The following is a 25,399-nucleotide window of genomic DNA, read 5'->3' as shown; positions in this document are numbered from 1 at the left end:
CGGCTCCTTGCTGCTCACGTGCTCGTTCATTCGGTTCCCGGTGGCGCTCATGCCGCCTCCGTGCGGTCGGCCGCCATCCCCGCGGCGTCCAGCAGGGCGGTGCCGACGATGAGGTCGGCGCCGCCGAACTCGGGGTCGTCCAGCTCCGTCCCGTCGTCCACGGCGAACACCAGTTTCTGCTCGCCCTGCCGGTAGGCGGTGCCGACCGCCGGGCTGGCGGCGTGCACCGCCAGCAGGGCCACCAGGTACGGCAGATCGGCGTCCCGCCTGCGCGCCTCGGCGAGGAGCCCGGACAGCCGGCGCGGCGCATCGGCCGGCAGATCCAGCAGCTCCGTCGCCGCGGCCAGCTGCTCCTCGCTGAACCGGCTGTCGTCCGGCGTGGCGATGAGGTCCGGCTCCGGCATCTCCGCGCCCAGGTGCTCGCGCTCCACGGGCGGGGTCAGCAACAGGTCGACGAGGTCGCCCACCCGCACGGACACCGGCGTGCGCAGCCCGGTCCCGCGCGCGAAGAAGGCGTCGGTGACCCGGACCGCCTGCTCCAGGGGCAACGGCAGCACGGGCGCGACGAGGTGTCCGTAGAGGTCGATCCCGGACGACGTCATGGGCGTGGCGAAGGCCTGCCGGTCCTGCTCGGCGCGGAACAGCGGGCCGGCCTCCAGCAGCCGGGACTGCAGCTGCGTGTGGCGGCGGATGCAGTCCTTGACGATGTCGACGAGCTCGGCGGCGCGCCGCTTGTTCTCCGCGTCCTCGATCTCGTCCCGGGCCTTGCGGATGTTGGTGAGGATCGCGTTCTCGTGGCGGTAGCGGTCGGCGACGTGGTCGAGGGCCTCGGCGATCATGTCGGGCACCGCGTTGAGCCAGTCCACCGCGCGTACGTTGCGCCGGGTCGCCTCCAGGGCGCGGCGCAGCGTCTCCGAGTACTGCACGGTCCGGTAGCGGGCCTGCTGGGCGGCCAGCTGGGCGTCGGCGAGGCGGCCGCGGCGGATGAGCACCTCGAGCTTGACCTCGGCGGCGATCTGCGCGCTGGTCACATCGGTGTCGAGGGCGCCGACGAGGACGTTGACCGCCTCGTCGGTCGTCCGGAGGTAGACCACGCCGCCGTGGCCGGGGACCTCCTCGATCAGCTTGAAGTCGTAGTCGCGGCGCACGTAGGTGCCGTCCGGCGCGAAGGTGCCGTACGCGGCGCGGAAGCCGCGGTCGACGCTGCCGACGTTGATCAGGTTCTCCAGGACCCAGCGGGCCACCCGCTCGTGCTCGGCGACGGGCCGCTGCGGGGCCTGTGCGGCGATGCGCGGCAGGAGGCGGGCCACTATCTGGTCGTGGTCGGCGCCGGTGTCGAAGTCCATGTTGAGCGTGACGAGGTCGATGGCGGCGAGGGCGATCTCCGCCATGCCGTAGACCGAGTACTCACCCGCGAGATTGGCTTTGCGCACGTCGAGGTCGTGGATCGGCGCGGTGCAGGCGAGCGCGCGCAGCCGCCGCGCCAGGCCCTCGTCGGCGGCCGGGCCCAGAGCGGGTCGCGGCCCCGCGCTGAGCTGGGGCGGAACACGGTCCGTCGAAGCAGGCGAAGTCACGGTGCACAGACTAGGTCCTCGGTCTGACATCGACCCAAACGACGCCTATCGCCTCCGGCGGTCGGCCGGGCGACCACCGGGTGCTCTTCGGGGGCGGGCCGGTGGGGCCGGTCGCGCAGTTCCCCGCGCCCCTTGGGGAGTCTCACGCCTGCCTGCCTACGAGCGCAGTTCCCCCGTGCCCCTACGACGTGCCGTCCTCTTCGACCCTTCCCCGGTAGGCGTCGACCACGCGTTCGAGCGAGTCGGCCAGGTAGACGGCCAGCAGCCGCTCGGCCTCTTCCGCGTCCCGCGCCTCGAGCGCCTGGAGGATCTGGCGGTTGCGCTGGAGGTACGGCTCATGCAGCCGACGCGGATCGTCGACGACGTGGAAGGCGAGGCGCAGTTCGGCGAAGACACTGTTCATCAGCTCGGCGGTGCGGACGCTTCCGGCCAGCGCCACCAGTTCCCGGTGGAAGTGGATGTTGGCGGTACCCAGTCCTTTCCAGTCATTCTCGACGGCCGCCACCTGCCCCTCCGTGACGGCCGCCCGAAGGCCCTCCAGCGGGTACGGCGGCTCGCCCAGCCCACGTACGACGGCGCACTCGACGAGCGTGCGCGTGCGGTAGATGTCCTCGACGTCCTCGACGGTCAGGACCCGGACGAACACCCCGCGGTTCAACTCGTGGACGAGCAGGCGCTCGTGGGTGAGCAGCCGGAACGCCTCGCGCAGCGTGTTGCGGGAGACCCCGAGCGCCCCGCCGATGCTGTCCTCCGACAGCCGTGCGCCCGGCGGGAAATAGCCCTCGGCGATGCGGCTTCTGAGGATGTCCGAAACACGTTCGGCCGTGCTCGTGCGGCCCAGGAGGGCGCGGTCGTCGGCCAGTCCCGCCAGCTGCTCTGCCATGCCCGGAATTCAACCGCAGACACGAGAACGAAACAACACGGGTATTGAAGGATCGTTCAACGATCCTCTACCTTCCTTTCCATGGCGCCGCCCCGTCCCCACCGCGGCGACCCGCCTCCCGCACGGCACGGCTCACTCCCAGCACCCTCCGTCATCCCTCAGCGAGGTGCCCCATGAGCACGACCCGTCCACCGAAGGCCCCCACCACCGACGTCCGTCCAGGGACGACCGAACACGCCGCCGACGACGGCGCGCCGGCCTGGCTGCGCGCCCTCGGGCCGCGCGGCCGACGCGCCTTCGCCGGCGCCTTCGGCGGCTACGCCCTCGACTCCTACGACTACTTCACGCTGCCGCTGAGCATGGTCGCGCTGGCGGCGTACTTCGGTCTGGACAGCGGCCAGACCGGCCTGTTCACCACCGTCACGCTGGTCGCCTCCGCGGTCGGCGGCGCCGTCGCGGGCGTCCTGGCCGACCGGATCGGCCGGGTCAAGGCCCTGATGATCACGGTGATCACATACGCCGTCTTCACCGTCGCCTGCGGCTTCGCGCCCACCTACGAGACGCTGTTGGTCTTCCGCTCCCTGCAGGGCCTCGGGTTCGGCGGCGAGTGGGCGGTCGGCGCGATCCTGGTCGCCGAGTACGCGAGCGCGAAGCACCGGGGGCGCACCCTCGGCGCGATCCAGAGCTCGTGGGCCGTCGGCTGGGGCCTCGCGGCGCTCGTGTACACGCTGGTCTTCTCGTTCTTCGGCGACGACGTGGCCTGGCGCGTGATGTTCTGGACGGGCGCCCTGCCCGCACTGCTCGTCGTCTGGATGCGGCGTCGGGTGCAGGACGCGCCGGAGGCCACGGCGGCACGCCGGCAGAGCGCCGAGAAGGGCTCGTTCCCGGCGATCTTCAAGGGCCCGCTGCTGCGCACGACGCTCTTCGCGGGCCTGCTCTCCACGGGTGTGCAGGGCGGCTACTACACCCTGGCGACCTGGGTGCCGACGTACCTGAAGTCGGAGCGCGGTCTGTCGGTGGTCGGCACCGGCGGCTATCTGACCTTCCTGATCTCGGGCGCCTTCCTCGGCTACCTGACCGGCGGCTACCTCACCGACCGGCTGGGCCGGCGCCGCAACATCTGGCTGTTCGCCCTGTTGTCGGCGGTGTGCATCCTGGCGTACGCGAACATCCCGAGCGGCGCGGACACCCTGCTGCTCGTGCTCGGTTTCCCGCTCGGGTTCTGCATGTCGGCGATCTTCAGCGGCTTCGGCTCCTACCTGAGCGAGCTGTATCCGACGGCCCTGCGCGGCACAGGACAGGGCTTCACCTACAACACCGGCCGCGCCGTGGGCGCCGTCTTCCCCACCACGGTCGGCTTCCTGGCCGACAGCTGGGGTGTGGGCGGCGCGCTGGTCTTCGGTGCGATCGGGTACGCGATCGCCGCCGTGGCGCTGCTGGGGCTGCCGGAGACGCGCGGGAAGGAGCTGGTGTGAACCGTCCGATCCTCACTCAGGACCGCCGTCCCTCTCTCCTCCCCGCGCAGGACCGCCGTCCGCCTCGCAGCGAGGACCGTCCCGTCACCGTCGTCGACGAGTACGCGCACGCGTGGAGCCCCGCCGGCGCCCGGTCCCGCTTCCGGGCGGGCCTGGCGGGCCCCACGGCCGGGGTCGCGGCGGGTCACACCCAGGTCAACCTGATCTCGGTGCCCGCGGACTGGGCGTACGACATGCTCCTGTTCTGCCAGCGCAATCCGAAGCCCTGTCCCGTCCTCGACGTCACCGACGCCGGCTCCTGGACGACCGTCCTGGCCGAGGGCGCCGACCTGCGCACCGATCTGCCGCGCTACCGGGTGTGGGAGGACGGCGAGCTGGTGGACGAGCCGACGGACGCGCGCGCGTACTGGCGTGACGACCTGGTGTCGTTCCTGATCGGCTGCAGCTTCACCTTCGAGTGGGCGCTGTCCGGGGCGGGCGTCCCGATCCGGCACCTCGAGCAGGGGCGCAACGTCCCGATGTACGTGACGAGCCGTCAGTGCCGGCCCGCGGGCCGACTGCACGGCCCCCTGGTGGTGTCCATGCGCCCGGTGCCGCCGCAGCACCTCGCGGCGGCGATCCGGGAGAGCAGTCTGCTCCCGGCGGTCCATGGCAGCCCCGTACACTGCGGCGATCCGTCGGGACTGGGCATCGACGACCTCGGCCGGCCCGAGTTCGGCGACGCCGTGGACGCCGCGCCGGACGACATCCCGGTGTTCTGGGCCTGCGGAGTGACCCCGCAGGCCGCGGTGATGGCCTCACGCCCGCCGTTCGCCCTCACCCACGCCCCGGGGCAGATGTTCCTCACCGACGCCCGCGACGAGCAGTACCGCGTGGCCTGAGAAGGAGACACGAAGGAACCATGACCGCGACGACCGCGATCGATCTGAACGCCGACCTCGGCGAGGGCTTCGGGCGCTGGCAGCTGACCGACGACGAGCAACTGCTGTCCGTCGTCACCAGCGCCAACGTGGCCTGTGGCTTCCACGCCGGGGACGCGGCCACCATGCGGCGGGTGTGCGAGCTGGCGGCCGAGCGCGGCGTGACGATCGGCGCCCAGGTCTCCTATCGGGACCTGGCCGGATTCGGGCGGCGCGCCATGGACGTGCCCTCCGCCGAACTGACCGCCGAGGTGGCGTACCAGATCGGCGCCCTGGAGGTGTTCGCCCGGGCGGCGGGCGCGCGCGTGGCGTACGTGAAGCCGCACGGCGCGCTCTACAACCGGGTCGTGCACGACGTGGAGCAGGCCGGCGCGGTGGTCGACGGGGTGCTCCTGGCCGACGCCGCGCTGCCCGTGCTCGGGCTGCCGGGCTCGCGCCTGCTGGAGCTGGCCCGCAAGGCGGGGCTGCGGGCCGTCCCGGAGGCGTTCGCGGACCGGGCGTACACCGACGAGGGCACGCTCGTGCCGCGTGCCCTGGCCGGAGCCGTGGTCGCCGACCCGGACGCCGTCGTGGAACGGTCGGTACGCCTGGCCCGCCTCGGCCGGGTCACCTCCCACACGGGGTCCTCCGTCGAGGTACGCGCGCGTTCCCTGTGTCTGCACGGCGACACGCCCGGCGCGGTCGAGCTGGCCCGCAGGGTCAGGCGTCGGCTGGAGGAGTCGGGCGTACGGGTGGAGGCCTTCGCATGAGCATCCGTGTCCTGCCCGTCGGCGACGACGCCCTGCTCGTCGAGGTGGCGTCGGGCGCGGAGGCCGAGGCCCTGCACGCGGAGCTGCTGCGGCGCCGCGCGGCCGGTCTGCTCGGCGCGCGCGAGATCGTCCCGGCGGCCCGCACCGTCCTCCTGGACGGCCTGACGGACCCCGACCGGCTGGCGGCCGAGCTCGCCGCCTCCGTCGTACCGCCCGCTCCCCCGCGCGTGCAGGACGTGGTGGAGATCCCGATGCGTTACGACGGCCCCGACCTGGCCGAGGTCGCCGCGCACTGGGGCGTCGCGGAACAGGAGGTGGCCCGTATCCACGCGGGCGCCGAGTTCCGGGTCGCCTTCTGCGGGTTCGCGCCCGGCTTCGGCTATCTGACCGGCCTGCCCGGGCGCTACGACGTCCCGCGCCGGGCCACCCCGCGCACCGCCGTGCCGGCCGGCTCGGTGGCGCTGGCGGGGCCGTACACGGGCGTATACCCACGCTCGTCGCCGGGCGGCTGGCAGCTCATCGGTACGGCGGAGGCGGTGCTGTGGGACCACGCGCGCGTGCCGGCCGCACTGCTGTCCCCGGGCACGCGCGTGCGCTTCGTTCCGGCGGAAGCGGCGACGACGGCGGAACCGGTGAAGACGGCGGCGCCCGCATGAGCGACCGCGCACTCTGCGTCGTCCGCGCCGGAGCGCTCACCACCGTGCAGGACTTGGGCCGGGCCGGACACGCACATCTCGGCGTGCCGCGTTCCGGTGCGCTCGACGCGCCCGCTGCGGCCCTGGTCAACCGGCTGGTGGGCAACCCGCTCGACGCGGCCGTCCTGGAGACGACGCTCAGCGGCTGTGCCCTCAGGCCGCGTTCCGACGTGACCGTGGCGGTCGGGGGCGCGCCCTGCCGGGTCTCCGTGAACGGCCGCCCCGCCGCCTGGGGCGCATCCGTGCGCGTGCCGGCCGGGGCGGTGCTGGACGTCGGACCGGCCGTCCGCGGGGTACGCGCCTATGTGGCCGTGGCCGGGGGCATCGCCGTCGAGCCGGTCCTCGGCAGCCGGTCCACGGACCTGCTCTCCGGACTCGGCCCCGCGCCGCTCACGGCCGGCGCCGTCCTCCCCCTGGGGTGTGAGCCCGCCGGGGCGCACACGCGTGTGGACGTCGCCCCGCAGCCGGGGCCTCCGGCCGAACTCGTCCTGCGGGTGACGCTCGGCCCACGCGACGACTGGTTCACCCCGGACGCCGTCCGCGCCTTCACCTCGCGGACGTTCCTCGTGTCCTCGGCGAGCAACCGCATCGGGCTGCGCACCGACGGGCCCGCCCTGGAGCGAGCGGTGGGCGGGGAACTCGCGAGCGAGGGCATGGTCCTGGGCGCCGTACAGGTGCCGCCGGCAGGCCGGCCGGTGGTCTTCCTCGCCGACCACCCGACCACCGGGGGCTACCCGGTGATCGGGGTCGTGCGCGCGAGCGACCTCCCGGCCGCCGCCCAGGCGGCGCCGGGGACACCGGTCCGCTTCGTGGCCGTACGCCGACGGTGACGCCGGTACCGCCGGTGATCGCTCACGCCGCGTCCGGCTGCCGCTCCGCCACCGACAGGGCGGCGAGTGCGGCGGACACGGCCGCGGACGCCCGCAGGTCGAGCCGTGCGCTCGTCCCGCGCGCGCGGTGACGCATCTCGTCGGCGGCCAGCGTGAGCAGTTGCGGGAGCAGGTCGGTGCACCGCCGGGCCACCCAGCCGGTGCCCGCGGTCGCCAGCCACCACAGGCTCGCCGACGTCGTGGGCGCCGGGAACTCGGGCTCGGGCGAGGGCGCGCGCCCGGTCGCGAGGCCCGCCTCCGCCAGCAACGCGTGGAAGCGCACGGCCAGTTGCCGGTGCCCCCGTTCGCCGGGGTGGAGCCGGTCCGCGCTCCACATGGCCCGGTCCGTCAGCCAGGCGCCCTCACAGGCGTGCAGATGGACGGCGCCGTACCGCTCGGAGAGCGCGTGGACGACGGCGTTGACCGCGCGCTGCCGACGGGCCAGCGGGCGGGCGAGGGCCCCGGGCAGCCCCAGCGTGCCCCCCGGGTCGGGCAGACACGCGGTGAGCAGGACCGCGCCCTGCTCGGCGAAGGCGGCGTACACCGTGTCGAGCCGGGCGGCCACGGCGTGGATGTCGAAGGTGCAGCGCAGGGTGTCGTTGACGCCGACGACGACGGAGACGACGTCGGGCCGCAGCTCCAGGCCGGCCGGAAGCTGCCGTTCCAGCACGTCCCGCGTCTGCGCCCCGCTGATCGCGAGGTTGGTGAACTCCACGGCCTTCGCGCCCTGCACGGCTCCCTCGGGCTCCGCGGCGAGGCCGTCGGCGAGCAGTGCGGCCCAGCCGCGCCAACCCTCGCCGACGGGGTCCCCCACGCCCTCGGTGAGCGAGTCACCGAGGGCGACGAAGCGGACGGGTCTCATCCGAGGCCTCCGGGCACGAAGGGCGCCACCGGCGTCGGCAGCGTCGCGTCGTGCGCCGCGAGGAACGCGTCGACCGCCGTCCCCCAGCCGAAGCACTCCGCACGCGCGCGTGCCGCCTCCCGGCGTGCCGCCGAGGGGCGCTCCAGGAGGTGCTCCACGGCCTCCGCGAACGCCTCGCCGCGGTCGGCCGCGGTGGCCCCCGCGGCCCCGATCACCTCGGGAAGCGCCGAAGAGGAGCTCGCGACGACGGGGGTCCCGCAGGCCATCGCCTCCAGGGCGGCGAGCCCGAACGTCTCCGCGGGCCCCGGTGCCAGGCACACGTCGGCGGAGGCCTGCAGGGCCCCCAGCGCACCGCGGTCGGCGACATGCCCGAGGAACGTCACGGGCAGCCCGCGCTCGCGTGCCCGCTGCTCCAGCCGCGGCCGCAGCGGCCCGTCCCCGGCGACGACCAGCACCGCCCGGGCACCGCGCCGCAGCAACGCCTCCAGGGCGTCCAGCGCCGTCCCGGGCCGTTTCTCCACGGAAAGGCGGGTGCACATCACCAGCAAGGTCTCGTCCACGCGCGCGTGGACGGCCCGCAGCCCTTCGTCCCGCAGGGCGGGGTGGCGTTCGACGAGGTCGACGCCGAGCGGCGCCCGCACCACGTTGCGCGCTCCGATCCGCACGAACTCCCGCTCGGCGAACTCCGTGGTGCACACCACGCGCGCGTACGTGTGGGCGGTACGGAGGTTGAGCGAGTCGGCGGCGCGCCGGGCCGCTCCCTCCGGTACGCCCCAGGTGCGCAGGACGCCGTCGGCGGTCTCGTGGGAGACCATCACGGCGGGCACCCGGGCCCGCCGCGCCCACTTGCCGGTCCAGCGCAGCGTCGTCCGGTCGGAGACCTCCAGCCGGTCGGGGGCGAGCTCCTCCAGCAGCCGGGCGACCCGCCTCTTGTCGGCGAGCACGCGGTAGCCGCCGGTGCCGGGCAGCAGCGGCCCCGGCAGGGTGATGACCCGGCCCTGCTCGGTCTCCCGGTCGCTCGTCCGCTCGCCGGGCACGATCAGGACCGAGTCGTGGCCGGCCGCACGATAGCCCTTGCCGAGCTCGCGCAGGGCGGTGCGCAGGCCGCCCGAGGCGGGGGCGACGAAGTTGGCGAGGCGCACGATCCGCAGCGGCCCGGAGCAGGTGCCCGGGACGCGGCCCGCGACATCCCGGTCGTCCACGCCGGTCCTGCCCTGCACGTCGCTCATGCCGTTCGGGCCGATCACGCCGTTCGCGCCTATCGTTCCGTTCGCGCTGTTCGGGCCGGTCATGCCGCCACCACCAGTCGGCGTGCGGCGAGCACGTCCTGGTAGTGGCCGATGAGCCGGTCGCCGACGGCGGCCCAGGTGCGCCCCTCGACCGTGGCCCGCCCGGCGGCGGCGAAGGCGGTCCGCCGCGCGGGGTCGGCGGCCAGTGCCGCCACCGCGTCCCGCACGGCGGCCTCGTCGCGCGGCGGGAAGAGCAGCCCGGTGCGCCCGTGGTCGACCAGGTCCAGGGGGCCGCCCGCAGCGGGCGCGATCACCGGCACGCCGCTGGCCATGGCCTCCTGCACGGTCTGGCAGAACGTCTCGAAGGGGCCCGTGTGCACGAACACGTCCAGCGAGGCGAAGATCCGGGCGAGTTCGTCGCCGGTGCGCTTGCCCAGGAAGACCGCGCCCGGCAGGGCGTCCTCCAGGCCGGGCCGGCTGGGCCCGTCGCCCACCACCACGACCCGGACGCCGTCCAGCCCGCAGGCCCCGGCCAGGAGCTCGACCTGCTTCTCGGGGGCGAGCCGGCCGACGTAGCCGACGATCAGCTCGCCGTTGGGCGCGAGTGCGCGGCGCAGTGCGTCGTCACGGTGTTCGGGGCGGAAGCGCGCGGTGTCCACGCCCCGCGGCCACAGCTTCACCCGGGGCACGCCGTGCGTGTCCAGGTCGTGCAGGGCCGCGCTGGAGGGGGCGAGGGTGAGGTCGGCGGCGGCGTGGACGGACCGTATCCGACGCCAGGCCGCGGCCTCGCCGGCACCCATGTAGGTGCGGGCGTATCCGCCCAGGTCGGTCTGGTAGACGGCGACGGCGGGGATGCCGAGCCGGGCGGCGACCGCCATGCCTCGGACGCCGAGGATGAAGGGGCTGGCCAGATGGACCATCTCGGCACGGTGCTCGGCGATGGCGGCGGCGACGCGTCGGCTGGGGAGGGCGACGCGGACCTGGGGGTAGCCGGGGAGCGGGAGGGAGGGGATGCGGATGACGGGGCAGGGCGCTTCGGCGTCCGGCCCGGTCCCGGCGGCGGTGGCCGGGGCGACGACGACGGGGGCGTGACCGCGATCGACGAGGTGTCGGGCGGTCTGGAAGGCGCAATGGGCCACGCCGTTCACGTCGGGGGGAAAGGATTCGGTCACGATGACGACACGCATACCCGTGTTGTCGCCGCCCTGGACGTGGCCGCGTCAACGTGGATCTTTCCGAATGACAAACGTCCCATGAGCGTTGCGCTGCGCAGTCGGTGCGGAGCCGATCCGCACCACGCAGGTCGGACGCCGTCCATGCCCGTCCGCCCCACCGGCCACTTCGTGTTCATGAACGGGTGCAGGCCCCCGCCAGGCTCCCCTCCGGCGGCGGCCTGCTCCGTGTTCACATGGCGGACGCCGCGTCCGGTCCGATCCGGCTCCGTACGGCCGTCTGGACCTCGGCCTCCTCGGCCGGGTCGGCGGCGAGTCGGCGCAGGCGCTCCACGACCCGGGCGTCACCGGTCTCGGCGTGCCGGGCGGCGATCTCGCGGGTGCCCTCCTCGCAGTCCCAGAGGCATTCGACGGCGAAGCCTGCGGCGTAGGAGGGGTCGGTGGCGGCGAGTGCGCGGGCGCAGCGCCCGCGCAGATGGGACGAGGCCGTCTCGCGGTAGATATGGCGCAGCACGGGCGCCGCGCAGACGATGCCCAGCCGTCCGGCGCCGTCGACGAGGGTCCACAGGGTCGGCGCGTCGCAGCCCTCGCCGCGTACGGCCTCGCGCAGGGCGCCGAGGACCAGGTCGCTGTCCCGGGTGCCGCCCCGGCAGGCGAGCATACGGCCGGCGGCGGCGCCCAGGGCGTCGGGCCGGTGGGCCCAGCCGCGGGCCCGGTCGACGGCGGCGACGCTGCGCATGCGCTCGAAGGCGTCGACGGCGGCCTCCACGACCGGCGTCGGGCCTGCCGCGGCGGCCTGTTCGATCAGGAGCAGGGCGTCGGGATCATTGGCGTCGGCGAGATAGCGCAGGGCGGTGCAGCGGGCTCCCTCGGTGCCGTCCTTGGCCGCCTGCACGATCTCGGGGCGGTCCTCGGGTCCGGCCACGGCGGAGAGGCAGCGGGCGGCGGGGACATGGAGCGCGGCTCCGCGTTCGATGCCCTGTTGGGCCCACTCGAACACGGCCTGCACGCTCCAGCCCGGACGGGGTCCGCTGGGGCTCATCTGCCGTTGCCAGCGGTCGAAACAGCCGGCCTCCTGAGCGGCACGCACACGCGTGGAGACGTGTTCGCGTGGATCCTCGGCCCATAGCCGCCAGGGCCGTGGCTCGAAGGCGTCCCGTACGACGGCGGCCAGTTCGGCCTCGCCCTCGGGATCGGTGGCGAACCGGGCGAGCACCGGCGCGGCCAGGGCGCGCAGGCCGGCGTCGTCGTCCCGCAGGGCGAGCTCGTCCAGTGCCCAGGCCCAGTTGGAGCCCGATGCGGCGTATCTGCGCAGCAGGTCGAGGGCGTCCCGCCTGCCGTAGGAGGCGAGGTGGCCGAGGACGGCCAGGGCGAGGCCCGTGCGTGACTCCTCGGTGTCGAAGACGTCCTCGACGTCGAAGAGGTGGGCCTCGATCTCGTCCAGCTCGCCGCTGAGGTCGAGGTAGAGGCGGGCGTAGTAAAGGGAGCGGTTCTCCACCTGCCAGTCGTGGCGGGGGTCCCGCAGCACACAGTGGTTCAGCGCCGCGAGCGCCTCGGCTCGCGGGGCGGTGAGCGCGTGCAGCGTGCCGTCGCCGCGGCCCCTCTGGAGCAGGCCGAGCAGCGTACCGCTGGGCGCTATGACCGGATCGAACATGGGAAACAGCCTCACATCAAGCGTCGACGCAACCGGGGACGTGCATTACCTGGCCGCGTGACAACACGTCGGGGCGCCCGCCGTTTCCTGCTTGCTGTAGACCATTTTCCTCTGCCTCTCGTCGGTGGCCCATGCGGACCGCATCACGGCCCGCGCGGTGCGGCAACACCTGCCCAGCCATCGCGTCCGTGAATCACGACGTCATGATGACCCGGCTGTTCTACCTGCCGCGACCGAAATTTCCGGCGGCCTTGTACCGCCTCCCCCGTGGTCGTTGTTTTACCTGGTCAGGAACTTCTTTTGACCTGCTCAGGACACGTCGGCTCAGTGCACGCCGAAGAGCTCCAGCAGCTCCGCCCTGCCGAACATACGGGCCGTGTCGACGGCCGACGGCGTCCCCTGGGAAGGGTCGACGCCGGCCTCGAGCAGGACCTTGACGACTTCCGTCTCACCCTTGAAGACGGCCCCGGCGAGCGGGGTCTGACCCCGGTCGTTGATCCGGTCGGCCTCGGCACCGCGGGCCAGCAGGGCCCGGACCGCGTCGGCGTGCCCGTGGTACGCGGCGAGCATCACGAGCGAGTCGCCGCGGTCGTTGGTGAGGTCGGCCGGAACGCCCGCGTCGACGTACGCCACGAGTTCCTCGGTCTGCCCCTGCCGGGCCAGATCGAAGATCTTGGTCGCCAGCTCCACGACCTCGGGGTCGGGGGCTTCAGTCATCGGCCGGACCGCCTCTCGCTACAACCGTTCAGGTGAATCGCCAGGGTACTGGCTCGTCGGACCCATGGCCGGTGCGGCCGTCGGCAAAGATCACGAACGGCCCCTTTCGACGCAGTTCTCCTGCTCAGGCACCCTTCAGACCCTCCGCCACCTGGGGGAAATCAGCCGTATTTCACCTAGTTGCACCTTTTATCGTATGGATACATCCTGTGAGCCTGGAAGTACTCATGGTGACTGTCCCCCGCGAACCAGGAGAACCCAAATGATCCTGTCCATGTCAGGCGTAGTCCTGCTCGGCATCATCGTCTTCCTCTTCTTCCGTAAGGACGGGCTCAAGGCGTCCCACGCCGTGGTCTCGGCCCTGTTCGGGTTCTACATGGCCAGTACGGCCATCGCCCCGAGCATCAAGGCCGGCGGCGAGAGCCTGGCCAGCCTTCTCGGCGGCATCAAGTTCTGACGCCGCACGTCCCGCCCGTACGCACCTCCAGGAGACAGCAGTGGCCCGGCGCCCCCTCCCCAGCATCCTGAGCACAGGCAGCGCGCAGATCGCCCGAAGCCGGGAGCTGGCCCGGACGGCGGCCGACAGCGCCACCGATGTCCTCCATCCGCTGATCACGATCACCCGCGGACTGCGCCGGCTGGCCTCGGCCGGGCGGCGCAGATGGGCCGAGACGCCCAAGGACAAACGCGGGCCGCTGCTGTTCCTGGCGGCCTCGGTGATCCTGGTCGTCGTACTGGTGCCGTACGGTCCGCTGCTCGCCGTCATCACCCTGATGGCGGCGGCGGCCTGGCAGGGCAGGGACCGCACCCCGGTCCCCGAAGGCCTTGACGAATCGCAGATCCAGCGACTCCAGGTGCTGTACGAGGCCCTGGTCCCGTACTTCTCCACGGCGGACGACCCTTCTCCCCTGTACGCCCACGGCGGCGACTGGGAGAAGGTCTTCCCCGAGCAGGAGTTCGACGACTCGGGCCGAGTCGCCCACCTCGTGATCCACTATCCGGCGTACTTCCCGGACGGCGAGGCCGGCCCCCGCGCGCGGATCGAGCAGCTGCTCGCCGCGAAGTCCGGCCGCGGCCGCGAATACCTCTTCGCCTGGGACGAGGAGGGCAACGAACTCACGGTCAGCGTCCTGCCCGCCCTCCCCACCGACATCTGCGCCCAGGGCTTCGTCACCGCCCCCGGCGAGACGGTCCTGGGCTTCACCGACCCCTCCCGGGTCCAGCGGACGCTCCCGCTGGCCTTCGGCGAGGCACAGCGCGACGTCCCGCCGGTCGTCTGGCGCACCGGCGTCCGCTCCACCGAGCCGCACCTGCTGGCGGTCGGCCAGCCCGGCAGCGGCACGTCGACCCTCCTGCGCTCCATCGCCCTGCAGGCCCTGCACCAGGGCGACGTCCTCGTCGTCGAGGGCGGCGGCACGGGCGAGTACGCGTGCCTCACCGGCCGGGACGGCGTCCTGGGCGTCGAGGTCGGCCTGGACGGGGCACTGACCGCCCTGGAGTGGGCGGCCGGGGAGACGGAGCGCCGGCTCATCGCCGCCAACCGCGCCCGCCAGGCGGGCCACCCGCCGCCGGAGGACACCAAGCGGCCGCTGTGGATCCTCCTGGACCGCCCCACCGCATTCACCCATCTGGCCGAGGCGGACGGCCGCAAGGACCCGCAGTCCCTCCTCCAGGTCCCGCTCCGGCACGGCCGCGCGGCCGCGGTCACGGTGGTCGTCGCCGAACAGTTCGACACCGTGGACTCACTGAGCGACGCGGTACGGCAGCACACACGCGCGCGTGTCGTGCTGGGCCCGGCGACGACCGGCCAACTGGAGACGGTCCTCGGCGCGCCCCCGCACACCACTCCCGTCGACCAGGTCCCGCCGGGACGCGGCTACGCCCGGCTGGGATCGGGTCCGGTACACCGACTGCAGGTACCGGCGACCCCGGACCCCTACGACGACGCGACGAGCAACGCCCACCGCCAGGCGGTGCTGGACCTCCTGCCCCCACGCTCCACCCCGGCCGACACCAAGGCACTGCCGCTGCCGGCGAAGGCCGAGGCCACGGAGGCGCCAGTCACGAAGACGTCGGTCACGAAGACGTCGGTCACGGAGGCAGCGGTCGCCGAGCAGGTGCCGACCGCAGGCGGGTAACCGGACGCATCGGCGCAGACGGGCGGCTGACCAGGCCTCCCGGCACGGGCGAGCACAGGCGGGCGACCAGATCGCCACCGGCCGCCCGCGCGTGCCAGATCCGTCGGCGAGCGCAGGCGGCCGACCAGGCCCGCCGGCATGGCAGGCGGGCCTGGTCGAGCCCTCCTGATCAAGCCCGCCGGATCAAGCCCGCCTGTCCCCGCCTCGCCCCCAGGGCGGTCGCCTTCTCTACGCGACGAATGTGCGCGGGCCCTCGCCGCCCGCTGCGCCGCCGCTCTCGACGATCCGGGCGGCGGCGGCCAGCCGAGCGGCCGCCTCCTCCGCGACCGCGCCGCCCACGGTGAACGGCAGCCGCACATACCCCTCGAAAGCGCCGTCGACCCCGAACCGGGGTCCGGACGGCACCCGCAGGCCCACCCGCTCCCCCGCCTCGGCGAGCCGCGACCCGGAGAGGCCTCCGGCCCTGACCCAGAGGGTCAGCCCGCCCTTGGGCACGGAGTACTCCCACTCCGGCAGCTCCCGGCGCACCGCCGCGACGAGGTCGTCCCGGTTCCCCCGGGCCTGGCTTCGCCGCAGTTCGACGGCCTGCTCCCAGCCCCCGGTGCTGAACAGCCAGTTCACCGCCAGCTGCTCCAGCACGGGCGTGCCCATGTCGGCGTAGGCGCGCGCCGCGACCAGGCTGCGGATGACGTCCGGGGCCGCCCGCACCCAGCCGATGCGCATCCCGGCCCAGAAGGCCTTGCTGGCCGAGCCGACCGTGATCACCGTCGACCCGGCGGGATCGAAGCCGCACACGGGCCGCGGCATCTCGACGTCGTCGTCGAGCCACAGCTCGCTCATGGTCTCGTCGGCGACCAGCACGGTGCCTGCGGAGCGGGCCGCCTCCACGAGCCGGCGCCGCTGGTCCTCGTCGGCGAGCGCGCCGGTCGGGTTGTGGAAGTCGGCGACGACGTAGGCGATGCGCGGCGCGGCGTCGCGCAGGACCTGGCGCCAGCGGTCCATGTCCCAGCCGGCGAGCCCGTCGGCCATCGCGACGGGCACCAGGCGGGCGCCCGCCTCACGCATCAGCTGAAGGATGTTGGCGTAGGAGGGCGACTCGACGGCGATGCGCTCGCCGCGCCCGCCGAACAGATGACAGATGGCGTCGATGGCCCCCATCGCCCCGGTCGTGACCATGATCTGCTCGGGCATCGTCGCGATCCCGCGCGCGGTGTACCGCTCGGCGATCATCGCCCGCAGCGCGGGCAGCCCCGCCGGATAGTCGCCGTGCGTGTGGGCGTACGGCGGCAGCTCCTCCAGCGCGCCCTGCACGGCACGGGTGAGCCAGGGCTCCGGCGCGGGCAGGGCCGCACAGCCCAGGTCGATCATCGAGCCGAGGGCCTCGGGCGGCAGCGGCTCCAGGCCGCGGGCCGGCACCGGGTTGCCCGCCGGGACGGCCGTCCAGCTGCCCGCGCCGCGCCGGGACTCCAGGAACCCCTCCGCGCGCAACGCCTCATAGGCGGCGGCGACGGTCGTACGGCTCACGGACAGGGCGAGGGCCAGTTCGCGTTCGGCGGGCAGCCGGGCGGCGACCGGAACGCGGCCTTCCAGCACCAGCAGCCGGACGCCGTCGGCGAGCGCGCGGTAGGCGGGCGGACGGCGCGTTCCCGGGCCCGCCGGGCGGTCCTGTTGGGACTTGAGCAGTCGCGCGAGCTGCGCGGCCCCCACCGCTGAGGTCCACTGCGCCATGGTGATCAGTCCACCTTCCCCGAATTGGCCATGGATGACGTTCGCTTCCAAGCCACAGAGTGTCACGAGTCAGGCCACTACCACCACCAGGGGGACCCCGTGTCCGAGTCGCCACCACAGGATTCACGGCCGCAGGAATCACCGCCGCAGGAATCGTCTCTGCAGGATTCACCGCTGCGGCAATCACCGCTGCGGGATCCGAACGGCCGCCTCGCCCGTCGGCTGATCCAGCTCTACGTCGGCCTCGTGCTGTACGGCGCCAGCGCTGCCCTCTTCGTGCAGGCGGGGCTGGGCCTGGAGCCCTGGGGCGTGCTGCACCAGGGGCTCGCCGAGCTGACCGGACTGACCATCGGCGTGGTGTCGATCGTCGTCGGCGCGGCGGTGCTGCTGCTGTGGATCCCGTTGCGCCAGCGCCCGGGCCTGGGCACCGTCTCCAACGTCTTCGTCGTCGGCCTCGCGATGGACGGCACGCTCGCGTGGGTCCCGGAGGCCCGCGCCCTGGCCGTTCAGGTGCCCCTGCTGCTGGCCGGGATCGTTCTCAACGGGGTGGCCACCGGCCTCTACATCGCGGCCAGTTTCGGTCCGGGTCCGCGCGACGGGCTGATGACGGGGCTGCACCGGCGCACCGGGCGTTCGATCCGGCTGATGCGGACCGCGGTGGAGGTGGCGGTCGTGGTGACCGGGTTCGCCCTCGGCGGCACCATCGGAGTCGGCACGCTGCTCTACGCGGTGGCGATCGGTCCGCTCGCCCAGCTCTTCCTTCGGGTGTTCGCCGTTCCCGCGGCATCCGGCGGCAGCACGGTCGTTGCCACCGGGACACCCCAGGGAGCAATACTTCGTCCGTGACCACCCTGATGCGCCACCCGTACCTCGACCATCCCGGGCCCATTGCGTTCGCGCACCGCGGCGGGGCCGCGGACGGTCTGGAGAACACCGTGGCGCAGTTCCGGCGCGCGGTCGAGGCGGGCTACCGCTACCTGGAGACCGATGTACACGCCACGCGGGACGGCAAGCTCGTCGCCTTCCACGACGCGACGCTGGACCGGCTGACCGACGGCGCGGGCCGGATCGCCGACCTCCCGTGGTCGGACGTGCGCCACGCGCGCGTGGCGGGGAAGGAGCCGGTGCCGCTCTTCGAGGAGCTGCTGGAGACCTTCCCCGAGGTGCGGTGGAACGTCGACCTCAAGGCGGAGCCCGCTCTGCACCCTCTGCTCAAGCTGATCGCGTCCAAGGACGCGTGGGACCGCGTCTGCGTCGGCTCGTTCTCGGAGGCCCGTGTCGTGCGCGCCCAGCGGCTGGCCGGGCCGCGCCTGGCGACGTCGTACGGCACCCGGGGCGTGCTCAACCTGCGGCTGCGGTCCTGGGGCGTGCCCGCGGCGCTGCGCGGCTCGGCGATCGCCGCGCAGGTGCCCGAGGCCCAGTCGGGCATCCAGGTCGTGGACCGGCGCTTCGTCCGCACCGCCCACGCGCGCGGGCTGCACGTGCACGTGTGGACGATCAACGACGCGGATCGGATGCACCGGCTCCTGGACCTGGGAGTCGATGGCATCATGACCGATCACATCGACACGTTGCGCAAGGTCATGGAGGACCGGGGCGTCTGGGTCTGACCTCGGGCCCGCCCCCCGCGCGCGGTTGCGGGAAGCGGGAAGCGAGGGCGCGGGTGGGCATCGACACCGTGCGGACGGCGGCGTCCGACGAGGCCGCCGAGCGGCGGCGCGAGCAGCGCGGCTGGTACTTCTACGACTGGGCGTGCTCCGTCTACTCGACGAGCGTGCTCACCGTGTTCCTCGGCCCCTATCTGACGTCGGTCGCCAAGCACGCGGCGGACGCCGACGGGTATGTGCACCCCTTGGGCATCCCGGTCCGCGCGGGCTCGTTCTTCGCGTACTCGGTGTCCCTGTCGGTGATCGTGGCCGTCCTGGTGATGCCCCTGGTGGGCGCGGCCGCCGACCGCACCGGCCGCAAGAAGCCCCTGCTGGGCGCCGCCGCCTATGTGGGCGCCGCGGCCACCACCGGCATGTTCTTCCTGGGCGGCGACCGCTATCTGCTCGGCGGCGCGCTGCTGATCGTGGCGAACGCGGCCCAGTCGGTGTCGATGATGCTCTACAACTCCTACCTGCCGCAGATCGCCCCGCCCGAGGAGCGCGACGCGGTCTCCTCCCGGGGCTGGGCGTTCGGTTATGCGGCGGGCTCGCTGGTGCTGGTCGTCAACCTGGTGCTCTATCTCGCCCACGACTCCTTCGGCGTCTCCGAGTCGACGGCCGTGCGCATCTGTCTGGCCTCCGCCGGGCTGTGGTGGGGCGGCTTCACGCTGGTCCCGCTGCTGCGGCTGCGCGACCGGCCGACCGCCGCACGGACGGAAGGCAAGGAGGCGGCGACGGCTCCGGGGCTGCGCCAGCTCGCGGCGACGGTCCGCGACATGCGCCGCCATCCGCTGACCCTCGCCTTCCTCCTCGCGTACCTCGTCTACAACGACGGCATCCAGACCGTGATCTCCCAGGCCTCGGTCTACGGCTCCGAGGAGCTCGGCCTCAGCCAGTCCACGCTGATCGGCGCCGTCCTGCTGGTGCAGGTGCTCGCCGTCGCGGGCGCGCTGGGCATGGGACGCCTGGCCAGGACGTACGGCGCGAAGCGGACGATCCTCGGCTCCCTGGTGGCCTGGACGCTGACGCTGGGCGCCGGGTACTTCCTGCCGGCCGGGGCGCCGGTGGGCTTCTTCCTGCTGGCGGCCGCGATCGGACTGGTCCTCGGCGGCAGCCAGGCCCTCTCTCGTTCCCTCTTCTCCCATCTCGTCCCGCCCGGCAAGGAGGCCGAGTACTTCTCCGCGTACGAGATGAGCGACCGCGGCATGAGCTGGCTCGGCCCGCTGCTGTTCGGGATCACCTACCAGCTCACCGGAAGCTATCGGGACGCGATCATCTCCCTGGTGGTCTTCTTCGTCATCGGGTTCCTGCTGCTCGCGCGGGTCCCCGTGCGGCGGGCGATCGAGGGCGTGGGGAATCCGGTGCCCGAGAGGATTTAGCACTCAGAGCGAAAGGGCGGTAGTGTACGCGTTTGGCCTGCCAGGCGTACCGTTACTGCGCGTCAAAGATGCCGAAACGCTGGGTGACATCTCCTTTCAGATGTGACAAACCGGGCGCCGGTGGGTACTGCACTGGTTGACAAGGCTGCGGCTACGACGGCGACGCATGACCCGGAACGGGACTCGGAACGGGAATCTTTACCGCCGACCGGACGTTGACCGGATGACGACGACAGCGACACCTGTCCTGTGGGCGACAAGCCCGGGAGGCACGATTCATGAGTGAGCGAGCTCTTCGCGGCACGCGCCTCGTGGTGACCAGCTACGAGACGGACCGCGGTATCGACCTGGCCCCGCGCCAGGCCGTGGAGTACGCATGCGAGAAGGGACATCGCTTTGAGATGCCCTTCTCGGTCGAGGCGGAGATTCCGCCGGAGTGGGAGTGCAAGGTCTGCGGAGCCCCTGCACTCCTCGTCGACGGCGATGGCCCTGAGGAAAAGAAGGCCAAGCCCGCGCGTACGCATTGGGACATGCTGATGGAGCGGCGGACCCGCGAGGAACTCGAAGAGGTCCTCGAGGAGCGGCTGGCCGTTCTGCGGTCCGGGGCGATGAACCTTGCGGTACATCCCCGGGACAGCCGCAAGTCCGCGTAGCCCTGCGGGGCTGGGGCGGCCATACAGCGCACGCCGAATGACCGCGGGCGCCGTACGTGAGGTTACGTACGGCGCCCGCGGTCATTGGCATGCGGTGCGCGTTGTGCGACCGGCCCTGGGAGCTGTGCCCCCGGGCCGCCTTCGGCCCTGAAAGGGCCTCGTCCTCAAACGCCGGACGGGCTGGAGGATGCCGGCCCGCCCGAAGAATTACTCACTGCTCGTCCCTGATGACCTCGCCCGGGACCACCTTGGCGTCCGGGCGGTGGATCCGGGCCTGCTGGAAGGCGTCGCCCAGGGTGCCGGGGGCCGACTGGCGAAGTTTGCGTTCGGCGTAGGCGCCGATGGCCTTCTGGACCGGCGGGAGCAGCAGGAGCAGGCCCAGGGCGTCGGAGGCCAGACCCGGGATCATCAGCAGAAGGCCGCCGAGCATCATGAGGCCGTTGCCGCCGCCCCGGCTGGGGGCGGTGCCGCGCTGCAGTGCCTCGTTCAGGTTCTTGAAGGCCCGTCGGCCCGCCCGCTTGATGACCACCGCGCCGAGCAGGAACCCGGCGAGCAGCAGCAGGAAGACCGTGAAACCGCCGGCCGCGCCCGCGACCACGGTCAGCAGCCAGATCTCCAGCACCAGCCACGCGGCGAGGCCCAGCGGCAGGAACGTCCGCAGGCGGGAGCGGCGGGGCTGCTGGGTGGAAGTCGTCGGGTACGCGGGGGTCGGGGCGCCTGTCGTCATGCTTCCAGTGTGCCCGGACCCGGCTCAGAGCGGGATAAGGGGACGGTCAGCCGTCGCTGTGAGACTTCGCGGGGGTCTCCGAGCGCTCCGGCTGGTCGGCGGTGCGGCCGGTGATCTTGCCGACCCGCTCCCCCACGCCCCAGGCCGTGACCCGCCACAGCGCCTCGACGAGGATGTCGCGGCTCATCTTGGAGTCACCGTGCTCGCGCTCGACGAAGGTGATGGGCACCTCGACGACGTGGAAGCCGGCCCTGACCGCGCGGCGGGCGAGGTCGACCTGGAAGCAGTAGCCCTGGGAGGAGACCTCGTCGAGCCCGAGGCCCTCCAGGGTCTCGCGGCGGAAGGCGCGGTAGCCGCCGGTGATGTCGCGCAGCGGGAGGTCGAGGGCGAGGCGGGAGTAGAGGCTGCCGCCGCGGGAGATGACCTCGCGGGACTTGGGCCAGTTCACCACGCGGCCGCCGGGCACCCAGCGCGACCCGAGGACCAGGTCGGCGCCCTTCAGCGCGGTGAGCAGGCGCGGGAGTTCCTCGGGCTGGTGGGAGCCGTCGGCGTCCATCTCGATCAGTACGCCGTAGCCGTTCTCCAGGCCCCAGCGGAAGCCCGCGAGGTAGGCGGCGCCGAGGCCTTCCTTGCCCTTGCGGTGCAGGACCTGGACCTGGTCGTCGCCGACGGCCAGTTCGTCGGCGAGCTTGCCGGTGCCGTCGGGGCTGTTGTCGTCGGCCACGAGGACATGGGCCTCGGGGACGGCCTTGCGCACCCGGCCGACGATGCTCTTGATGTTCTCCGCCTCGTTGTAGGTCGGGATGATCACCAAGGCCGTGCCGAGCGGGCCCAACCGCCTCCCTCGGTCCTGTGCCGCGAGGGTCCCGTCGCCGTCGTTCACTACTGCCCCTTCAAGTCCGTACGCAGGGGACCACCATAGTGGCCGCCGCTTGAGCGGACGTGACTGGACGTTCGAATCATGGTGTCGTATCCGAAAGAGCGGGGTAAGAATCTGCTTTTGGGCTCGTATGTGCACACATACCCCGCACAGGTGCGGGCAAGCCTGCTGCGGATGGGGGCCCGGCGCCCTTCGGGCCGGCCCGGGACCCGCTGGCTGCGGGTCGACCGAATGCCGTTGTCTACTGAGCGCCCGGGCCCCACCCGGGTCACACCTCCCCGACCGGCCGGAACGTTCCCTCGCTGCGGCACGGGCGCTGAGCCTGGCTGCCAGTGGCGGTGCGCCGGTGCGGCACACCGTCCCTGACCCAGCGGCGCCGCGGCGAGTGCGCGGATGTTCCCCGGCGGGGCGTCCGGTGGTGGACTCCGCCGAACCTACCGGCCCGCCGCAGTCGGCTGTCAACAGCTGTTCGACCTGCGGTTATTCGGTCAATGGCCTGGTCAGCGGGGAGGAGACGCAGGTCGCACTGCGGCGGGCGGACGGGTGATCTTCGCCGCGCGGCCGCGGGAGATCACTCGCTCGGCCGCACGAACACCGTGCGGCCGCCCACCACCGTGCGCAGGCACACCGGCAGGTCGGCGCCGGGGGTCAGGTCGGGCAGCCCGGGGGTGCCGGAACGGGGGTCGGTGGACCAGCGGGCGACCCGGTCGTCGGGGGCCTGGACGACGAGTTCCTCCGTACGCCAGACCGCGTAGTCCGCGGGCGCGCCCGGGACCAGGAGGCCCGCGTCGTCGCGGCCGATCGCCCGCCAGCCGCCGCGGGTGTGGGCCGTGAAGGCGGCGCGTACGGAGACGCGGTGCTCGGGGGTGCGGTGGAAGGCGGCGGCGCGGACCGTGCCCCACGGGTCGAGGGGGGTGACCGGGCTGTCGGAGCCGAAGGCGAGCGGGACGCCGGCCCGCAGCAGGGCCGCGAAGGGGTTCAGGGTGCGAGCCCGCTCGGCGCCCAGCCGCTGGGCGTACATGCCCTCCTCGCCGCCCCACAGGGCGTCGAAGGCGGGCTGGACCGAGGCGGTGAGGCCGAGTTCGGCGAAGGCGGCGATCGTCTCGGGCGTGAGCATCTCCGCGTGCTCCACGCGGTGCCGGGCGGCGCGGATCCGGGTGAGGCCGACCTTCTCCGCGGCGGCGCGCACGCCCTCGACGACGGCGGTCACGGCGGCGTCGCCGATGGCGTGGAAGCCCGCCTGGAGACCGGCCTCGGTGCAGGCCGTCACATGCGCGGCGACCTCGGCGGCGCCCAGGTAGGCGGTGCCGGTGTGGGCGGCGTCGCTGTACGCGGCGTGCAGACAGGCGGTGTGGGAGCCGAGGGCGCCGTCGACGAACAGATCCCCGGCGGCGCCGAGCGCGCCCAGCCTCCTGGCCTTGTCGACATCCTGCTCGGCCCAGTAGCCGACGACCCGCGGGCCGGGTTCCTCGGCGGCGAGCCGCAGCAGATCGGTGAAGTCGTCCTCGGAGGAGATCTCCGGCCCGGCGCACTCGTGGACGGAGCCGATGCCGAGGGCGGCGGCGTGTGCGAGGGCGGTCCGCTGGGCCTCGGCGCGCTGAGCGGGCGTCACAGCTGCGAACGCGGCGGCGCGGACGGCGTGGTGGGCGTCGCGGGTGAGCGGCTCGCCGTCGGTCCAGCCGGCCGCCGTTCGGGCTCCGGGCGCGAGGTCGAGCAGGGCGGTGCCGACCACGGCCGAGTGGACGTCGATCCGGCTGAGGTAGAGCGCGCGGCCGCCGGTGGCCTCGTCCAGTTCGGCCCGCCGGGGCGGGCGGCCCTCCGGCCAGCGGGAGGCGTCCCAGCCGTGCCCGAGCAGCACCTTGTCGTGCGGACGGGCCGCCGCGAAGTCCCGGACAAGGGCGAGGGCGGCCGCCAGGGAGGGGGCGGCGGACAGGTCGAGCCCGGTCAGCGCGAGGCCGGTGGAGGTGGTGTGCACATGGGCGTCGGTGAACGCCGGGGTGACGAGGGCTCCGTCCAGGTCGACCACTTCGTCGACGCCGTCCGCGAAGGCGTCGGCGGCGCCCTCGGAACCGACCCAGGCGACCTGGCCGCGCTCGACGACCATCGCGGTCGCGAACGGGTCGGCGGGGCTGTGGACCTCTCCTCGGCGGAGCAGGACGGTGTTCGGCTCGGGGGTGCGCTCACTCATGGGGAACAGTCTCGCGCCTTCCCCGGGCGGCCCGGGCACGGGGACCCCTCAGATCCGCGGCGGCCGGGCCTCGTAGGGGGTGGACAGCACGACCGTCGTGCGCGTCGACACCCCGGCGAGCGCCCGGAGCCGTCCCAGCAGCTCCTCCAGCTCGTGCGGGGTGGCCACACGGACCTTGAGGATGTAGTTCTCGTCGCCGGCCACGCTGTGGCAGGCCTCGATCTCCGGCACGCCCGCCAGCCGCTCGGCGATGTCGTCGGGGGCGCTGGGGTCGAACGGTTTCACCGAGATGAAGGCGGTCAGGGGCAGCCCGACGGCGTCGGAGTCGACGACGGCCGCATACCCGCGGATGACGCCGCGCTGTTCCAGCCGGCGCACCCGCTGATGCACGGCCGAGGTGGACAGGCCCGTGGCCTTGCCCAGATCGGTGTAACTCATCCGCCCGTCCTTGACGAGCAGCTGCACGATTTGTCGGTCCAGCTCCTCCATGACGCAAGAACTTACCGTGCGTGCGATCTCCGCGTATACCTATACAGCCCAGGTCATAGCCGGTTTGTGATGTGTCCGAAGGTCGACCACGAGCCCGCTGTGGGTCACTTGTGAGCCATCCGACGCACTCGGCCGCGCCCTGGGCACCTGCAAGTGGCATGTGACGAATGCCACAGCGCTCGTCAAGGCTTCGTGATGCCCTCGTGATTACCTCCGAGACGGGCTGGGAAGTGCTTGCTGTGGTCGAGGCCGCAGTGCCTTCACGGCCCAGCCCGAGGGGGAGAATCCCATGCAGAGTCTTAAGCGCCCTGGTCGCACCGCGCCCAAGCGGCTCCAGTCGGTCGTCGAGCCCGAGCCGGAGGGCGTCGAACCTTTCGACGCCGACGGCTTCGACGGCGATGACGCCGACCACTTCGACGCGTACGACACCTTCGAGATGTACCGGGTGATCTGCCCGGACTGCGCGCAGCCCATCGCGCTGCTGGCGGACGAGGAGGTGCTGCCGGAGCACGCCCTGTGCGCCTCGCCGTGGAACCCGTTCGGGCTCACGGTCTGCGCCGGGACCGGGCGCGGGGCCTCCGAGGCCCGGCCCGCGGACGAGTCCGTGGAGCCCCAGGAGCAGGACACCGCGCTCCTGCTGACGCTCCCTCAGGGGCTGGACTGGCGCACCCAGCCCTTCTCGCACGTCGGCGGCCCGGCCTCGCGCCCGATGCGGGTGCCGGCGATGCGCCGCGCGGCCGCCTGAGCACGGCTCCCGCGCTCGGCTCACCGG

Annotated in this window: 24 protein-coding genes; 12 read left to right on the top strand and 12 right to left on the bottom strand. The window is 73.1% G+C overall.

The features are described from left to right. Nucleotides 1-47: 47 nt before the first annotated feature. Together ABZ725_RS41470 and ABZ725_RS41465 are read right to left on the bottom strand one after the other, a co-directional pair. The gene (locus tag ABZ725_RS41470; protein WP_358807517.1) at nucleotides 48-1,574 is read right to left on the bottom strand and encodes a hypothetical protein; all 1,527 of its coding nucleotides are present in this window, start codon (nucleotides 1,572-1,574) and stop codon (nucleotides 48-50) included. Nucleotides 1,575-1,755: 181 nt separating this feature from the next. Beyond that, nucleotides 1,756-2,457: a GntR family transcriptional regulator gene (locus ABZ725_RS41465; RefSeq protein WP_358807516.1), complete on the bottom strand. Its 702-nt coding sequence runs from the start codon at nucleotides 2,455-2,457 to the stop codon at nucleotides 1,756-1,758. 173 nt (nucleotides 2,458-2,630) lie between these two features. Here ABZ725_RS41465 and ABZ725_RS41460 point away from each other — a divergent pair, with 173 nt between their 5' ends. The 5 genes from ABZ725_RS41460 to ABZ725_RS41440 are packed head-to-tail and all read left to right on the top strand — an operon-like array spanning nucleotide 2,631 to nucleotide 7,126. Then, a complete protein-coding gene (locus tag ABZ725_RS41460) occupies nucleotides 2,631-3,932 on the top strand; it encodes an MFS transporter (RefSeq protein ID WP_358807515.1) in 1,302 nt (433 codons plus the stop codon). Between the two features lie 8 nt (nucleotides 3,933-3,940). Further along, nucleotides 3,941-4,813, top strand: coding sequence for a putative hydro-lyase (locus ABZ725_RS41455; RefSeq protein WP_358807541.1), 873 nt, complete (start codon nucleotides 3,941-3,943; stop codon nucleotides 4,811-4,813). A gap of 20 nt (nucleotides 4,814-4,833) precedes the next feature. Next, nucleotides 4,834-5,601, top strand: coding sequence for a 5-oxoprolinase subunit PxpA (locus ABZ725_RS41450; protein WP_358807514.1), 768 nt, complete (start codon nucleotides 4,834-4,836; stop codon nucleotides 5,599-5,601). Nucleotides 5,602-5,603: 2 nt separating this feature from the next. Next, complete coding sequence (locus ABZ725_RS41445) at nucleotides 5,604-6,257, top strand: allophanate hydrolase subunit 1 (RefSeq protein ID WP_358807540.1); 654 nt, start codon at nucleotides 5,604-5,606, stop codon at nucleotides 6,255-6,257. Next, nucleotides 6,254-7,126 carry a biotin-dependent carboxyltransferase family protein gene (locus tag ABZ725_RS41440; RefSeq protein ID WP_358807513.1) on the top strand — a complete coding sequence of 291 codons (873 nt, stop codon included), beginning with the start codon at nucleotides 6,254-6,256 and terminating at the stop codon, nucleotides 7,124-7,126. Before ABZ725_RS41445 ends, ABZ725_RS41440 begins: the two co-directional genes overlap by 4 nt. Before the next feature lie 22 nt (nucleotides 7,127-7,148). Here ABZ725_RS41440 and ABZ725_RS41435 read toward each other — a convergent pair whose 3' ends face one another. The 5 genes from ABZ725_RS41435 to ABZ725_RS41415 form a co-directional block, all read right to left on the bottom strand. Next, on the bottom strand, nucleotides 7,149-8,027 hold the full coding sequence (locus ABZ725_RS41435) for an SGNH/GDSL hydrolase family protein (protein WP_358807512.1): 879 nt from the start codon (nucleotides 8,025-8,027) through the stop codon (nucleotides 7,149-7,151). Continuing rightward, nucleotides 8,024-9,319 carry a glycosyltransferase gene (locus ABZ725_RS41430; RefSeq protein ID WP_358807511.1) on the bottom strand — a complete coding sequence of 432 codons (1,296 nt, stop codon included), beginning with the start codon at nucleotides 9,317-9,319 and terminating at the stop codon, nucleotides 8,024-8,026. Before ABZ725_RS41430 ends, ABZ725_RS41435 begins: the two co-directional genes overlap by 4 nt. Continuing rightward, entirely contained in the window at nucleotides 9,316-10,443 is a 1,128-nt protein-coding gene (locus ABZ725_RS41425; RefSeq protein ID WP_358807510.1) for a glycosyltransferase family 1 protein, read from the bottom strand. Before ABZ725_RS41425 ends, ABZ725_RS41430 begins: the two co-directional genes overlap by 4 nt. Before the next feature lie 217 nt (nucleotides 10,444-10,660). Then, nucleotides 10,661-12,082, bottom strand: coding sequence for a HEAT repeat domain-containing protein (locus ABZ725_RS41420; protein ID WP_358807509.1), 1,422 nt, complete (start codon nucleotides 12,080-12,082; stop codon nucleotides 10,661-10,663). 324 nt (nucleotides 12,083-12,406) lie between these two features. After that, nucleotides 12,407-12,799, bottom strand: a complete 393-nt coding sequence (locus tag ABZ725_RS41415) for an ankyrin repeat domain-containing protein (protein ID WP_358807508.1) — start codon at nucleotides 12,797-12,799, stop codon at nucleotides 12,407-12,409. Between the two features lie 262 nt (nucleotides 12,800-13,061). Between ABZ725_RS41415 and ABZ725_RS41410 the strand changes: the two genes are divergently transcribed. After that, nucleotides 13,062-13,256: a hypothetical protein gene (locus ABZ725_RS41410; RefSeq protein ID WP_020128927.1), complete on the top strand. Its 195-nt coding sequence runs from the start codon at nucleotides 13,062-13,064 to the stop codon at nucleotides 13,254-13,256. Nucleotides 13,257-13,296: 40 nt separating this feature from the next. After that, the gene (locus ABZ725_RS41405; protein ID WP_358807507.1) at nucleotides 13,297-14,937 is read left to right on the top strand and encodes a hypothetical protein; all 1,641 of its coding nucleotides are present in this window, start codon (nucleotides 13,297-13,299) and stop codon (nucleotides 14,935-14,937) included. A gap of 228 nt (nucleotides 14,938-15,165) precedes the next feature. On the opposite strand, the gene ABZ725_RS41400 is transcribed toward ABZ725_RS41405, so the two are convergent. Beyond that, the gene (locus ABZ725_RS41400) at nucleotides 15,166-16,665 is read right to left on the bottom strand and encodes a PLP-dependent aminotransferase family protein (RefSeq protein ID WP_358807506.1); all 1,500 of its coding nucleotides are present in this window, start codon (nucleotides 16,663-16,665) and stop codon (nucleotides 15,166-15,168) included. 159 nt (nucleotides 16,666-16,824) lie between these two features. Here ABZ725_RS41400 and ABZ725_RS41395 point away from each other — a divergent pair, with 159 nt between their 5' ends. The 4 genes from ABZ725_RS41395 (at nucleotide 16,825) to ABZ725_RS41380 (ending at nucleotide 20,343) form a co-directional block, all read left to right on the top strand. Beyond that, entirely contained in the window at nucleotides 16,825-17,511 is a 687-nt protein-coding gene (locus ABZ725_RS41395) for a hypothetical protein (protein WP_358807539.1), read from the top strand. Further along, entirely contained in the window at nucleotides 17,508-18,275 is a 768-nt protein-coding gene (locus tag ABZ725_RS41390) for a glycerophosphodiester phosphodiesterase (protein ID WP_358807505.1), read from the top strand. The genes ABZ725_RS41395 and ABZ725_RS41390 overlap by 4 nt, the downstream gene beginning before the upstream one ends. Before the next feature lie 53 nt (nucleotides 18,276-18,328). Continuing rightward, nucleotides 18,329-19,690 (top strand): MFS transporter, encoded by a 1,362-nt coding sequence (locus ABZ725_RS41385; RefSeq protein WP_358807504.1) that lies wholly within the window; start codon nucleotides 18,329-18,331, stop codon nucleotides 19,688-19,690. A 278-nt stretch (nucleotides 19,691-19,968) separates the two neighbouring features. Then, nucleotides 19,969-20,343, top strand: coding sequence for an RNA polymerase-binding protein RbpA (locus tag ABZ725_RS41380; protein ID WP_020128921.1), 375 nt, complete (start codon nucleotides 19,969-19,971; stop codon nucleotides 20,341-20,343). A gap of 211 nt (nucleotides 20,344-20,554) precedes the next feature. On the opposite strand, the gene fxsA is transcribed toward ABZ725_RS41380, so the two are convergent. The 4 genes from fxsA to ABZ725_RS41360 all read right to left on the bottom strand — a co-directional run bounded on the left by fxsA (nucleotide 20,555) and on the right by ABZ725_RS41360 (nucleotide 24,627). Continuing rightward, the gene (gene fxsA / locus ABZ725_RS41375; protein WP_351918779.1) at nucleotides 20,555-21,070 is read right to left on the bottom strand and encodes an FxsA family membrane protein; all 516 of its coding nucleotides are present in this window, start codon (nucleotides 21,068-21,070) and stop codon (nucleotides 20,555-20,557) included. A gap of 46 nt (nucleotides 21,071-21,116) precedes the next feature. Then, nucleotides 21,117-21,953 carry a polyprenol monophosphomannose synthase gene (locus ABZ725_RS41370; protein ID WP_358807503.1) on the bottom strand — a complete coding sequence of 279 codons (837 nt, stop codon included), beginning with the start codon at nucleotides 21,951-21,953 and terminating at the stop codon, nucleotides 21,117-21,119. A gap of 568 nt (nucleotides 21,954-22,521) precedes the next feature. Then, nucleotides 22,522-24,138, bottom strand: coding sequence for an amidohydrolase (locus tag ABZ725_RS41365; protein ID WP_358807502.1), 1,617 nt, complete (start codon nucleotides 24,136-24,138; stop codon nucleotides 22,522-22,524). Nucleotides 24,139-24,186: 48 nt separating this feature from the next. Next, nucleotides 24,187-24,627, bottom strand: a complete 441-nt coding sequence (locus ABZ725_RS41360; protein ID WP_310433982.1) for an Lrp/AsnC family transcriptional regulator — start codon at nucleotides 24,625-24,627, stop codon at nucleotides 24,187-24,189. Nucleotides 24,628-24,916: 289 nt separating this feature from the next. Between ABZ725_RS41360 and ABZ725_RS41355 the strand changes: the two genes are divergently transcribed. Next, on the top strand, nucleotides 24,917-25,372 hold the full coding sequence (locus tag ABZ725_RS41355) for a hypothetical protein (RefSeq protein WP_358807501.1): 456 nt from the start codon (nucleotides 24,917-24,919) through the stop codon (nucleotides 25,370-25,372). Nucleotides 25,373-25,399 lie beyond the last annotated feature (27 nt).

Origin of the sequence: Streptomyces sp. NPDC006872, from assembly GCF_040635845.1 — a bacterium.
GTDB lineage: Bacteria > Actinomycetota > Actinomycetes > Streptomycetales > Streptomycetaceae > Streptomyces.
This window is presented reverse-complemented; position numbering and strand designations above follow the sequence as displayed.